The sequence below is a fragment of the Rhodococcus sp. MPR-R1B genome (assembly GCF_058793255.1).
The window spans coordinates 38750-52197 of sequence record NZ_JBXAFO010000012.1; the positions used below are offsets into that span (position 1 = coordinate 38750).

Genomic DNA, 13448 nt, shown 5'->3' on the forward strand with positions numbered 1-13448 from the left:
TATTCGTCGAGTGCACAGAGTAGGTGGAAGTTGTTGCGGTGGAATGACTGTCGGTGACAAGTGTGTGTCCGGTGTTTCGATTGGGTGTCCAGGACCTCACACCGCAGGTCAGCGAGGGTGCGGTGTTAGCATCGACGAGAAATTGATCAAGCACTCGCTTGACGATCGGAACGTCGGAAGGATCTTCTCGTGCGCTCGACCCGACGGGACGAAATACTCGCTCATGCGGCCAAGCTGTTCAGTGAGCGGGGGATCGCCGCGACGACGGTGCGAGACATCGCCGACGAAGTCGGGATCCTCTCCGGCAGCCTCTATCACTACTTCGACTCCAAGGATGCGATAGCCAACGAGATCGTCGTCCGGTTCCTCGAAGATCTCAACGTCCGGTACGAGGACTCGATCGAACCGGAAGGTTCGGCTCGAAATCGCCTGGCCACGATGGTGTCGGTCTCTTTTGCCTCGGCGGTGGATCACCCGTATGCCACGGAGGTCTATCAGGGAGAAGCCATACTTTCGTCGCAACCGGCGGACGCGCCCATCACCATCCTGGTCCAGAAGGCACACAGCTACTGGCGATCGGCTATCGCTCGCGGAATTGCCGACGCGGAGTTTCGGGAAGACATCGATCCCGAACAGTTTCACCGTCTCCTGCGTGAATCCGTCTGGTCCACCGTCGCGCAGTATCGCCCGCAGCTTTCCGAATTGGCCGAAGATCTGCAGCGCAATCTGATTTCGGTTTTCCTGGACGGCTTTGCCGCACGTTCCGTCGACGGCGAGCCGGTGGCACGCATTGCGCGGCGCACGGCGAAGAAGGAAGCGCAGACCGAATCTCCCGACTCGGACCTTGCCGAACTCCGCTCTGATGTCGACGAATTGAAGTCCGTCATTCGCGAACTCAGCTCGTCGATCAGGCAGCTGCAGAAGCCGTAACACCGCAGTTCCTGCGCGTGTAGTTCGGATTTTGACTATCAGTGTGACCCAGTGCATACTTCTGTCCACACTCGTAAATCAAGCGCTTGTTTGATTTACCAAGCACAGTTTGGACGGGAGTTCGATGTGAGACTCGGAAAGGCGATCGCCGTCTGCGCGGCAGTGGTCCTCGGGGCGAGCGCGTGCGCATCTGCCGGTGTCATTCCCGAAGACACCATCGTCATCGGTTTGGACGAGGACTCCACCGGGCCCGGTGCGTCGTACAGCACGATCGCCGGCAAGACGGTGCGGATGACCGTCGACCTGATCAACCAGGCGGGCGGAATCAACGGTAAGCAAGTCGAATTGGTTGTCGAGAACGACGAGAGCAGTCCCACCAAGACCCCGTCGATCATTCGGAAGTTGGTCGATCACGGGTCCAGTGCGGTCATCCTCGCCACGGGCAGCGGGTCGGTGCTGCAGGCCAAGTCGATTCTCCAGCAGTCGAAGATTCCTGCGATAGCTCCGGTCGTTCTCAGCGACGCCTTTGCCTCGGCGCCCGACAACGACTTCTCGTTCATGATTCCGAACTCGTTGAAGCAGTACGCCCAGGTGTACTGCGGGGCTTTTGAGAAGATGGGGTACAAGTCCCTGGGAATTCTCGGTGACGCGAGTGCGTCCATCGACGGAATCATCAAGACTCTGCGGCCGGCGCTCGAGAAGTGCGCGAGAGTGACGGGCGTCGAAAAGGCGCCGGTCGATGCCGCGGACATCACCGCACAGGTCTCACGTCTCGCGGAAACCGAACCGGACGCGATTCTGGTCGCCAGTATCGGCGGGCACTTCGAAATCCTCGCGCACAACACCTTGTCGAAGGTCACCCCGCAGACGCAACGCTTCTCACTCGCTTCCATCGGAAACCAGCCCGCATCTTGGGCTTTGGCGGACCCGAAGGCGTTGAGCGGCATGGTGTACATGGGCTCGCTCAGTGAGAACAACCCGAGAACCGCCGAACTGCGTCGCAAGGTGCAGGCGGTGAAGGGGCCTGATTATCAACTGACCGCCTACGACGCACAGGCGTACGACGCCGTCATGATGTTGGCCGAGGCAATCGAAATTGCCGGCGACCACCGAGATCGGACGGCCGTTCGTGATGCTCTTCAACAGGTTTCGGCACTTCCCGCCAGCTTCGGCCAGGACGGATTGACACTGTCGTTCTCCTCGCAGGATCACCTGGCTCCGGACAGCCTCTGCGGCCTGGTACTCGTCGAATTCGGTGAGGACAACAAGCCGGCCCGTCCGTGGGATTCCTACCAGCCCCCGTGCGGATAACCGAGGAGCCTTGACATGACAGACGCACAACTGTGGCTCGCAGCCATCGAGATCGGTGCATTCTTCTCACTGATAGCCCTCGGAATGTATCTCGTGGTGGTCGGCGCCGATTTCTTCAACTTTGCGATGGGCCCGTACGCGATGGCTGCGGCCATGGCGTCGAGTTGGGTCGCGATCAATTACGGGCTCGCTCTCTGGATTGCCATGCCGCTGGGGATCGCGGTAGCGGTGGCGCTGTCGATCCTGACGGAAAAGCTTGTGGTCAAACAGGTTCAGAAGCGTTCGGGTCGTGGGGAACTACCGGCGTTGGTGGCGGTGACCGCAGTACTGTTCGGGATCCAGCAGCTCGCCGGCACGGTCTTCGGCCGAACACCACTTCCCGGACAGAAGATCTTCGACTTCGATCCGATATCGGTGCTCGGTGTCACCGTCGACAGTTCGACCGTTGTACTCGTCGTCGGAACTGCCGTGATCTTCGTCGGTATCGGACTGTGGCTGAACCGGTCCACCTCGGGCCGTCTGCTTCGCGCCGTCGGCGACAGTCCGGATGCCGCCCGCGTCCTGGGCTTGCCGGTGGATCGGGTACGCCTCATCGCGTTCACCCTCGCGGGTGTGATCGCCGCCGTCGCCGGACTTCTGTTCGCTCCCAAGGCCGGTGTTCAGTTCACGAGCGGTCTGTCCTGGACGCTGACGGCATTCATCGCACTCGTCATCGGTGGTACCGGCCGGAGTTGGGCTCCGCTGATCGGCGGAATGGTGTTGGGCGTCGTCCAGGTATTCGCCCCGTACTACTTCGGTGCGAGTGCTGCGCAAACCGCGATTCTGCTGATTGCCCTGGTGTTCTTCGCTTTCCGTCCGGAAGGCTTGCTCTCGAGGAAGGTTCGCGTCTGATGGCCTCGCTTTCTACCAGTCCGCTGACGTCAAATCCGCCCGCTACATCCGGCCGTTCCCGGACGAGGATGCTCGCCCTGTCACGAGAAGCGCTGATCACCGTGGTCGTGGTTGCTGCCGTGCTGCTGTGGATGGGGCCGAGTCTGTACCGGCAGGATCTGGTGTTCCTCGCTGCGACGTATTCGCTGATCGCACTCGGCATGTACGTGCCATTCGTGCTCGCGGGATCACTGTCGATGGCGTACAGCGCGTATGCGGCGATCGGCGCGTATGCCGTTGCGCTGATCTCGGTTCGGACCGGGTTGTCGATGTGGTGGGGATGGATTCTCGGCGCCCTCGCCGCTGCAGCGGTTGCAGTACTCCTCAGCTTGGCAACACAGAAACTCTCCGGCTTCTACCTTGCCGCGGTGACCTTGTTGTTCGGTATCGCTTTCGAGCACTGGTTGATCGACGGGCCGAGTTTCACCGGCGGGTCGGCCGGGATCTCGGGTGTCGAGACTGTGACGATGTTCGGCTGGGAGCCACCGCGCTATGTGTTGGTCGTGTTCGCGATCTTGTTCGTGTGTCTGATCGCGGTCGCTGTGGATCGACTCCGGAAATCGGTGTGGGGGCTGATGTTGCAAGCTGCCCGCGACAATCGTAATGTCGCACGGTCTTCCGGCGTCAATCCTGCGCACCTGACCGTCGTGGCGCTGGCGATCGGTGCTGCGATCGCGTCGACCGGCGGATCGCTGTTCACCGTGTCGGTGCAGGCTGTCACTCCTGAAACCTTCACTCTCAGTATTGTTTTCCTCGCAATCTTCATGCCGATCATCGGCGGTCGCGGTTCGGCGTGGGGTGCTCCGCTCGGTGCATTGATCGTGGTGATCGTGACGCTGAATATGCCCGGGTACCAGGGAAGTGGCGAACTCCTGCTTGCCGGAGCCGTCCTGGTGATCCTCATCGTCGCGCCTGGTGGGGTGATCGGGTGGAGTCAGAACGTTCTGGGTCGAATGAACCGTCTGTACAAGGAGCGTGGCAATCGATGACTCGGCTACTCGAAGTGAGCGGGCTCCACAAGTCCTACGGAGGCGTCCGCGCTGTCGACGATGTCTCGTTCAGCGTCGGACCGGGAGAGGTGATCGGACTGGTCGGCCCGAACGGGGCAGGCAAGACCACACTGGTGGACTGCATCTTCGGCACTCAGCAAGCAGACTCCGGAACCGTCGCGCTCGCGGGTGCTCCCTTGACCGGGCCGTCGGAGCGCCGTGCACGGCAAGGGCTCTCGCGCACGTTTCAACATCCGCAGCTCGCGGCGGAACTCGACGCCGTCGACAACATCATCCCGGGACTGTACGGGCACAAGATCACCTCACCTCTGCACTCGCTGTGGTGGGCGATCAAAGGACCTTTCGAGAACTGGGACCGGACAGCACAGCGGGCCCGGGAGATTGCTGCGCGATACTCGGTCACCGACGTCGAGAGTGCTTGCGGGGATCTCAGTTTGGGGGCGCAGCGTCTGGTCGAGGTGGCGCGGGCGATGGCGACCGAACCCGAAGTCCTCCTGTTGGACGAACCGTTTGCCGGCGCGGATCACGACGGCATCGCTGCCATCTCCGGTGCCGTGCGATCGATTGCCGCGCAGGGCAAAGGAGTAGTCCTGGTTGATCACAACGTCGATCTCATCGCGGCGCTCGCAACCAAGATCGTGCTGCTCAATTTCGGATCAGTGGCGTTCTACGGACCACCGCAGGAGTGCTTGGCCAGCGACGCGATGCGAGAAGTCTATTTCGGTTCCGAATACGAGGAAGGCGCCTGACATGCTCGAACTCGACAGAGTCACAGTTCGATACGGATCCGCTGTCGCCGTCCGGGAAGTCTCCCTTGTCGCCCCCGCCGGTGAAGTGACAGCGATCGTCGGGCCGAACGGTGCGGGCAAGACCAGCTTGGCGGGATCCATCTACGGCTCGGTTCCCGCCACCGGGACAATCAAATTCGATGGTCGAGAGATCCAGAAATTATCGGCACTGGATCGTGTCCGCAGCGGATTTGCCTACGTTCCCCAAGGCAGGCAACTGTTCATGCGAATGTCCGTTCGCGAGAACCTACGCGTCGGCGCAGACCTGCTGGGATTGAAAGCCGAAGCCGTGGAAACAGCTTTCGAGAGGTTCCCGATCCTGCGTGAACGCTCGGAGAGTTATGCCGGGGTCCTCAGCGGTGGTGAGCAGCAGATGTTGGTTCTGGGGCGGGCCCTTCTGGAAACCCCGAAGGTGTTGCTCCTCGACGAGATGATGACAGGACTGGCACCGAAAATCGTCGCGGAGCTGCGAGCATTGGTCGGGGGTCTGGCCGCCGAGGGTGTGACCGTCATCGTGACGGAACCGGCACTTACTGCACTGAAATCGGTTGTCGACCGCGGATATGTCATGCAGCGCGGCGAACTCGTCCGCGAATGCGATTCCGCAGCGACACTGGACAACGCGTACAAACAATCGATGGGCGTCCTCAGCGCCGACGGGAGATGATCGACGATCATGCTTGAAACGAAGACACTCGACTTCACCGTCGGTGAATTCGCCACGAATCCGGACCGCTTCGCCGGCGTCAGCATCAGCGAAATGGTCAGGCATTGGTCTGAGACCATCCCGGACGAAACCGCCTTTGTCACTCCGGAATCGAGGGTGTCGTGGAAGCAGTACGACGCGGCTGCCGATGCGATCGCGTCGGCGCTGGATCTAGCTGGTGAGGGATACGGACATGTAGCCGTGTTGCTCCCCGACACCGCTGTATTCCATGCGGCTCTCTGCGCAGCATTTCGTACCGGCCGCGTCGCCGTCGGAATCGGTTCGCGCTCGGGCATTCGCGAGATCTCTCATCTGATCGCCCGCTCGGAAGCCTCCGTACTCGTCACCACTCGCACGCTGCGCGGCGTCGATACCGCCGAACTCGTGGCGAGTCTGCGGGCAGAGCATCCCGGACTGGACGTCGTCTTCGCCGACGAACGCGCCGACGTGAGTTTCGAACGCGTGAGCGCAAACGGCGAACTCACCTCGTTGCCGGTCGAGCTAAAGCAGTTCCCCGCAACCAGTCCGTGTTTTGTCACGTCAGCCGTTTCGATGCTGAACTCGACCTCCGGCACAACGGGCCTACCCAAACTGGTCACACAAACCGAGGATCGTTGGATTGGTTTCTCCGAGATTGCCGCCGAGGCGGCGGCGATCGGTTCGGATGAGGTGTTCCTCGGCGCGGTTCCAGCACCTTTCGGATTCGGCCTCTGGACTTCGCATTTCCTGCCGGCACTACTCGGTGCTCGCAATGTCGTCATGGAACGCTTCGACGTTTCGGTGATGATCGAGTTGATCGAGCGCGAACGGGTGACTGCTTTGAATTGTGTGAGTACACAATTCAAGATGCTGTTGCGTTCGGAGGCCGCGGAATCGGCCGATCTCTCGTCACTTCGTTTCATGTTCACCGGTGGTGAAGCCGTGCCCTATTCGGAGGCGCTGGCATTCGAACAACGTACCGGAGCGGCTGTCCTGCAGTTCTACGGATCGAACGAAACCGGCGCCGTCTCGGTGACGACGGTTTCGGACGATTCCGACACCCGACTGAAGACGTGCGGCCACGTCATCGATCGCATGCGAGTTCGTGTATTCGACGATGCGGCAAAGGAAATGACCGGCTCCGTCCGCCGCGGTCAGCCTGGGGTGAACGGACCGCTGATGTGTCAGGGCTATTGGGGGGACACCGATGCGAACGACGAGTTGTACACCGATGACGGTTGGATGCTTCTCGGCGACATCGTCGAGATCGACGAGACAGGACGGGTGCGTGTGGTCGGGCGCAAAGCCGACATCATCATTCGTGGCGGCAAGAACATCTCCGCGGTCGAAGTCGAGGAGTACGTGCGCGCGCACCCTTCGGTGGAGTTGGTCGCCGTGGTCGGGGTCGACGATCCGCTGTTCGGTGAGAAGGTCTGTGCGGTCGTCGTGTCCGCCGATGACGATCTGAGTTCGGAGGATCTGACCGCCTGGCTGCAGAGCCGAGGAGTGACCCGCGAGTACATACCCGAGTACGTGATGACGGTCGCCGAATTGCCGATGGCGGCAGGCGGCAAAGTAGCCAAGGGTGAAGTCAAGGCACTCGCGCAGAGGCGGATCGCTGAACTCGGCTGATCGCACTTGGCGGTACCGGCTTCGCGTTACGCTGATCCGGACATTGTGCCGAGAGTGAAGGAAACCCGATGACGAACCCTTCACCGCATCGGTGGCGCAGGCGCTTGCTGTGGGCTCTGGCAATTGTGTTCGTTCTGGTCGGAGCCGTGGTTCTGGCCTTCGTTCTGAGCCCGAGACCTGGCGCACTCACCGTGCGATGGGTCTTCGATCGTGATGCGGTGAAAGTCACCGAGGCGCTCGAGAAGCACGCGCCCGAAGGCGTCGACTCGATCAAGGACCAGCAGTACCGCGCCGATGACGACGACGCATACCTGGATGTCTACTTTCCCGCAGCGACGACGACCGCATTGCCTACGGTGATCTGGACTCATGGCGGTGCCTGGATCTCGGGAAGCAAGTCCAACTACGCGCCGTACTACGAGTTGCTGGCCTCGCGTGGCTACACAGTTGTGTCCCTGGACTACTCACTCGGACCTGAGCACCACTATCCGACGGCAGTGCGGCAGCTCAACGACGCTCACGCGTACGTCGTCGCGAATGCGGAACGGCTGCATGTTGATCCGACGACGGTCGTTCTGGCCGGTGATTCTGCGGGAGCGCAACTCTCGAGTCAGCTCGCCACTCTCATCACTGATCCCGCCTATGCGAACCGTGTGGGCGTGGTCCCGTCGCTGCGGCCGGATCAGTTACGTGGAGTAATCCTGAACTGTGGAATCTACGACGTCGGGAACATGGTCGGCGGACCCGGCATCATCGGTTGGGGAGTTGATCGGTCCCTCTGGGCGTATACCGGCGTGCGTGACTTCATGAGTACCGACGCAGCGGATCAGATGTCGACCTTGAACCACGTCACCGATCGATTTCCGCCTGCCTACATCAGCGGCGGCAACGCCGATCCGTTGACGGATTCTCAGTCGAAACCGATGGCTGACAAATTGACCGGGTTGGGAGTTGCGGTCGACACACTGTTCTATCCGGCCGATCACGTTCCGGCGCTCGGTCACGAGTATCAGTTCGATCTGGACAATGCCGACGGTCTCACTGCACTCGATCGCACGGTTCAGTTTCTCGAGGCTCATACCGGCTAAATGTCGGATTGTGGTGAACCACTGCGAAAATGGTCATTTTGGACAAAGCTCCGCGGGTGCGTTGCCAGGGAATTCTCAACTAGTCCTTTTGGTCTAGCCTGGGTGAATCCGATCCGACCCCAGGAGTTGTTGTGCGCGCGTCTTCCCCCGACAGACGGCGAAGGCGCATTGTCGGAACCGCGGCGGTATTCGTCGTCATTCTGCTGTCCGGGGTAACCGCGGCACTCGTCAGTCCGTGGCCAGGAGTTCTCGTCGTACGGTGGATGTCAGCGGGTGGCTCCGAAGCGACACACGCACAACTCGACAGACATGCACCATCAGGAATCGTCTCGGTCCTCGATCAGTCGTACCGCGAAGGCGACGACGATGCACAACTCGACGTCTACTACCCGTCGGAGTCCACTTCGGCGCTACCGACGGTGGTCTGGGTGCACGGCGGCGGCTGGATAGCGGGTTCGAAAACCGACACCGACGGTTACTTCAAACTACTGGCCGATCAAGGGTTCACTGTGATTTCGGTGGACTATTCACTGGGGCCGGACGCGTATTACCCCACCGCAGTGAATCAGCTTAACGACGCGTATCGATTCATCGTGAGCAATGCGGACAGGTTGCATGTCGATTCGAACAACCTCTTTCTTGCCGGAGATTCGGCAGGCGCGCAGTTGTCCAGTCAGTTGGCGACCGTCATGACCAGCCCTGACTACGCGTCGGAAATGGGTGTGGAGCCGGCATTACGTCCCGAGCAGATACGCGGAGTTGTCCTCGACTGTGGGGTCTTCGATCTGAAACCGCTGCTGTCACAGGGGAAGTACTTCGGTTGGGGCGTCGACAAGCAATCGCTGTGGGGGTACCTCGGAACGAGGGACTTCGACGGGTCGACTGCAGTGGGTCAGATGTCGACACTGGGTCATGTGACCTCGGACTTTCCAGCGACGTTCATCACCGGCGGAAATGTCGACCCACTGACCGCCAGCCAGTCGAAACCCATGGCAGAACGGCTCGCCGATCTGGGCGTCGAGGTCGATGCACTGTTCTACCCGGACGATCACGAGCCTGCACTCGACCACGAATATCAGTTCGACCTCGACACCGTGGACGGGATGGTCGCGTTCGATCGCACAGTCGCGTTCCTGCGCGACCATGTGCGTTAGCGCGGTCAGCGAATCACGTACGGCGAAATCGAACTCCGGTGCTCGCTGATGTCGAGGTCTTTACCCAACGGAGGGAAGGCACGCTGCGGACAATTGAGGCGTTCGCAGACACGGCAGCCCGAGCCGATCGGCGTTCCCGGATTCGACTCGTCCAGATCCAGACCGTCGCTGTAGACGAGTCGGTGGGCGTGTCGAATCTCGCATCCCAATCCGATGGCGAAGATCTTTGCGGGCTGTCCGTATCGAGCCGCTCGACGTTCGACCGTGCGAGCAACCCAGAGGTATCGGCGGCCGTCGGGCATCTGTGCGATCTGAGGCATGATCTTGCCCGGATACGAGAACGTCTCGTAGACGTTCCACAGCGGACACGTACCGCCGCTGGTGGAGAAGTGGAATCCGGTGGCGGACTGACGCTTCGACATGTTTCCGGCACGATCGACACGCACGAACATGAACGGAACCCCGCGAAGTTTGGGGCGCTGCAGGGTCGAGAGGCGGTGGCAGATCGTCTCGTAGCTCGCGGAATAGAAGGCAGACATACGCTCGATGTCGTACCGGAAGTCCTCGGCAACCTCGTGAAACTGGCTGTAGGGCAGCACGGTGGCCGCGGCGAAATAGTTGGCCAAACCAAGCTTCGCCAGGGAGACCGACGCTTCGCTGGTGAAGTTGCCCTCGGCCACCAACGAGTCGAGCAGGTCGCCATGCTCGAGGTATGCGAGTTCTGTCGCGAACTTGAAGACCTGTTGCCCGCCGGAGAGTCGTGCGGAAATTTCCAGGACCCTGGTGTCCGGGTCGTAGCGATGAAGTATGTTCTCGCCCAAGTCGACTCGTCGAACGATCTGCACGTCATGGACGGACTCGAGGCGTCTGGCGATCTCGCCGGCGACGTCGCCACGGTGAAAGCGCATCCGGGCAGTGAGTTCTTCGGCCGCGGTGTCGAGATCGTGGATGTAGTTCTGTCGCTGATAGAAGTAGTCGCGCACTTCCTCGTGCGGCATGGTGATCGAACCGCTGCCGCTGCCGTCCGAGAAACGGTCCTCCGTGGCTGCGGCGAGCTGCGCCGTCGTGTTCCGGAAGCGGCGATGCATGTTCACCATCGCCTTGGCCAGGCCCGGGTGGGTGGAGACCATCTCCGCGATTTCGTGGGCGTCGGCGTCGATACCCATCTCTTGATCGAGGGCAACTTCACGCATTTCCGCGATCAGGCGTGTGTCGTCCTGCGGGGAGAAGAAGGTGGTGTCGACACCGAAGACTTCACTGATTCGCAGGAGCACCGGCACGGTGAGTGGCCGGACGTCGTGCTCGATCTGATTGAGATAGCTTGCCGAGATCTCGAGCGTCTTGGCCAGCGAAGCCTGACTCAACCCGCGCTCGGTCCGCAGTTGGCGGAGCCGGACACCGACAAAGGTTTTCGACATTTTCCCAGGATACGAGTGACAGTCCGGCTTCGCAAAGGTGGGTTCGCAGTCTTCGCACAGGGGCTCCGCCCCCGTGAGTGGTTGAGGAGCCTCGGCACTCCCTAACCACTCACGGGGCCGGAGGCCTAGACCCTGTTCTCCGAACGCGGGGCGCCGATTCCGGGATCGATCTGGAACGGCCCGCTCGACGAGGGTGCAAGGGGGAAGTCGAAGATCGCAGTCGGGAGATAGACCGTCGAACACGAGTTGGGGATATCCACGACACCCGACAGGCGGCCCTCGATCGGCGCCGCGCCGAGTAGCAGGTACGCCTGCTCTGGCGCGTACCCGAACTTGGTCAGATACTCGATCGCATGCAGGCACGCACGCTGGTAGGACAGATGTGAATCCAGGTACTTCTGTTCGCCGTCCAACGTGACGGAAGTGCCCGAGAACGCAAGCCACTCGGAATACTGCGGATCCGTGTTGCCCGGCATGAAGATGGCGTTCTCGGAAACACCGTAGGTATCCATTCCGCCCTTGATGATGTCCACACGAAGATCGATGAAGCCGCCCATCTCGATGGCACCGCAGAAAGTGATCTCACCGTCGCCCTGGGAGAAGTGAAGATCGCCGACCGACAGATTCGCACCGTCCACGAACACCGGATAGAAGATTCGGCTGCCCTTGGTGAGGTTCTTGATGTCCTGGTTTCCGCCGTTCTCACGCGGGGGAGCGGTACGAGCCGCCTCGCCGGCCACGCGTGTGTACTCGTCACCGGTCAAGGTTCCCAGTACTGCATCGCGGGGCTCGGGCGGAAGTGCAAGCGGGGGAACCCGATTGGGATCGGTGGCAATGAGGGCGCCCTCGCGGGCATTCCACTTGGCGAGCAAGGCTGCCGACGGAGCCGTGCCCATGAGTCCCGGGTGGACGATGCCCGTGAACGAGACGTGCGGAATGTGACGCGACGTCGCCGTTTGGCCGGAGAAATCCCAGACGGCCTTGTACGCGTCGGGGAACTGTTCGGTGAGGAAGCCACCGCCGTTGTTCCGAGGGAAGATGCCGGTGTACCCCCAGCCTTGGCCGGCCAACGGACCCGAATCTTCTTGGGGGATAGGCCCGATATCCAAGATGTCGACGATCAAGAGGTCGCCGGGCTTCGCGCCTTCGACGGCAAAGGGGCCGGACAGCGTGTGGACCGTGGTCAGTGGTGCATTGAGAATGTCGTCGGCCGAGTCGTCGTTGTGTATTGCGCCGTCGAACCATTCGCGGCAATGGACACGAAACGCATCACCGGGTTTCACCGTCACCGCCGCTGGGATGTCCGGGTGCCACCGATTGTGGCCGACGATTGCCTGGTCGGTGAATTTCTTGGCGGAATCGAGTGGAAACAGCAGTTCAGGCATATGCACTCCTCATTCTCGAAGAAACGGAAAACTCGTGGCGGCAGGACTTTCGTGTCGGATCGGGACTCACGGCGAGGGCGCGCGGTGAGGACGCTCAGGGGCGAGGTAGCTTGCGGTGCAACGGATTGGACGTAGTCGGCGCAGATTGCCGGCCGCGGCCGGGTAGCGACCCACTGACCACGGCAGGCTCGTGAGCCGATCGAGCAGTGCTGTCCAGTAGACCCATCGCGGCCGACGACGCGTGACTCAACCGGGGAGACGAGACCACCCGCTTGGACTCGAGACTGCACTGGGGGCAAGTAATCGACTGGGGCACTTCGGCCATCGCGAACGACCGCTCGAGCGGGCCGCAGCCGGTACAGCGAAACTCGTACAGAGGCATGCGGTCACGCTATCGGAGGATCCGTAAGTGCGACACTGGAACGACACGCACCGGGTTGCCGATGCCGCAATTGCGCCCGTCAGCGCAAGTACACAACCGCGTTGTCTCCGCCGGTACAGGTGACGATGCCGGAGGTCACCTTGCATGCCATCGTGTACTCCTTGCCGGTCACCGGACTACGTGCGGACACGGTGCTGGATGCACCGGTTGCACCGGAGTTCCCGTAGGCGATCCGAACCGCCTCGGCAAACTCACATGAAGTTTTGCCCCCACTTGTCGCGGACTCCTTGTAACTTCCGGCCGGCTGCCCGCCGGGGCAGGCGGACGCACCGGCCGGGAAGTTCGCGGCGCGTGTGGTCGTCGGGGATGTCGTGCTGGGAGCGGTTGTCGTGGTGCCGGGTGTGTTCGCGGCGCTGATGGTGGTGTGGGCGGCGCCACCGGCGGCCGAGTTGGGGACGTCCTTCGGCCAGAGGACCCAGGCAAGCCCGCCGAAGAGAGCCAACACAGTGATGACTCCGATTACGGATACCGGAATCACCCAGCCGGGCCGACGCGGCGGCGGATTTCCACGTGGCGGTGCAGGCGGGAATCCCTGGGGCGGGGGATACGACTGCGGCGCGGCTCGGTAGCCCAACTGCGGCGGCTGTGGACCGGATTGCGACCATGCCTGGTTGTTCGGTGGCCGCTGATAGTTGTCCGGCACCGCTTTATCGCCCGGTCGGGGGCGTCGAACGA

The 13448-nt window shown here is 61.5% G+C and carries 13 protein-coding genes; 9 read left to right on the top strand and 4 right to left on the bottom strand.

The window, feature by feature from the left end:
* Positions 1-189 precede the first annotated feature (189 nt).
* From AC1Q61_RS17915 to AC1Q61_RS17955, 9 genes are all read left to right on the top strand, one after another.
* Entirely contained in the window at positions 190-930 is a 741-nt protein-coding gene (locus AC1Q61_RS17915) for a TetR/AcrR family transcriptional regulator (protein ID WP_003941474.1), read from the top strand.
* Positions 931-1056: 126 nt separating this feature from the next.
* Positions 1057-2241 (top strand): ABC transporter substrate-binding protein, encoded by a 1185-nt coding sequence (locus tag AC1Q61_RS17920; protein ID WP_064074216.1) that lies wholly within the window; start codon positions 1057-1059, stop codon positions 2239-2241.
* A gap of 15 nt (positions 2242-2256) precedes the next feature.
* A complete protein-coding gene (locus tag AC1Q61_RS17925) occupies positions 2257-3132 on the top strand; it encodes a branched-chain amino acid ABC transporter permease (protein WP_042923303.1) in 876 nt (291 codons plus the stop codon).
* Positions 3132-4160: a branched-chain amino acid ABC transporter permease gene (locus AC1Q61_RS17930; protein ID WP_042923299.1), complete on the top strand. Its 1029-nt coding sequence runs from the start codon at positions 3132-3134 to the stop codon at positions 4158-4160. The genes AC1Q61_RS17925 and AC1Q61_RS17930 overlap by 1 nt, the downstream gene beginning before the upstream one ends.
* The gene (locus AC1Q61_RS17935) at positions 4157-4930 is read left to right on the top strand and encodes an ABC transporter ATP-binding protein (protein ID WP_007735383.1); all 774 of its coding nucleotides are present in this window, start codon (positions 4157-4159) and stop codon (positions 4928-4930) included. The genes AC1Q61_RS17930 and AC1Q61_RS17935 overlap by 4 nt, the downstream gene beginning before the upstream one ends.
* A 1-nt stretch (position 4931) precedes the next feature.
* Positions 4932-5636: an ABC transporter ATP-binding protein gene (locus AC1Q61_RS17940; protein WP_020906733.1), complete on the top strand. Its 705-nt coding sequence runs from the start codon at positions 4932-4934 to the stop codon at positions 5634-5636.
* Between the two features lie 9 nt (positions 5637-5645).
* Positions 5646-7286 (top strand): class I adenylate-forming enzyme family protein, encoded by a 1641-nt coding sequence (locus AC1Q61_RS17945; RefSeq protein WP_042923297.1) that lies wholly within the window; start codon positions 5646-5648, stop codon positions 7284-7286.
* Positions 7287-7354: 68 nt separating this feature from the next.
* Complete coding sequence (locus AC1Q61_RS17950; RefSeq protein WP_042923295.1) at positions 7355-8374, top strand: alpha/beta hydrolase; 1020 nt, start codon at positions 7355-7357, stop codon at positions 8372-8374.
* Positions 8375-8505: 131 nt separating this feature from the next.
* Complete coding sequence (locus tag AC1Q61_RS17955) at positions 8506-9528, top strand: alpha/beta hydrolase (RefSeq protein ID WP_042923292.1); 1023 nt, start codon at positions 8506-8508, stop codon at positions 9526-9528.
* 5 nt (positions 9529-9533) lie between these two features.
* Here the strand turns inward: AC1Q61_RS17955 and ramB are convergent, their stop codons facing one another.
* The 4 genes from ramB to AC1Q61_RS17975 all read right to left on the bottom strand — a co-directional run bounded on the left by ramB (position 9534) and on the right by AC1Q61_RS17975 (position 13416).
* Positions 9534-10946 carry an acetate metabolism transcriptional regulator RamB gene (ramB, locus tag AC1Q61_RS17960; RefSeq protein WP_003941547.1) on the bottom strand — a complete coding sequence of 471 codons (1413 nt, stop codon included), beginning with the start codon at positions 10944-10946 and terminating at the stop codon, positions 9534-9536.
* Positions 10947-11071: 125 nt separating this feature from the next.
* On the bottom strand, positions 11072-12331 hold the full coding sequence (gene fmdA / locus AC1Q61_RS17965) for a formamidase (protein ID WP_042923284.1): 1260 nt from the start codon (positions 12329-12331) through the stop codon (positions 11072-11074).
* Between the two features lie 94 nt (positions 12332-12425).
* A complete protein-coding gene (locus tag AC1Q61_RS17970; protein ID WP_037129638.1) occupies positions 12426-12713 on the bottom strand; it encodes an FmdB family zinc ribbon protein in 288 nt (95 codons plus the stop codon).
* Between the two features lie 79 nt (positions 12714-12792).
* Positions 12793-13416, bottom strand: a complete 624-nt coding sequence (locus AC1Q61_RS17975) for a serine/threonine protein kinase (RefSeq protein ID WP_223304378.1) — start codon at positions 13414-13416, stop codon at positions 12793-12795.
* Positions 13417-13448: the final 32 nt, after the last annotated feature.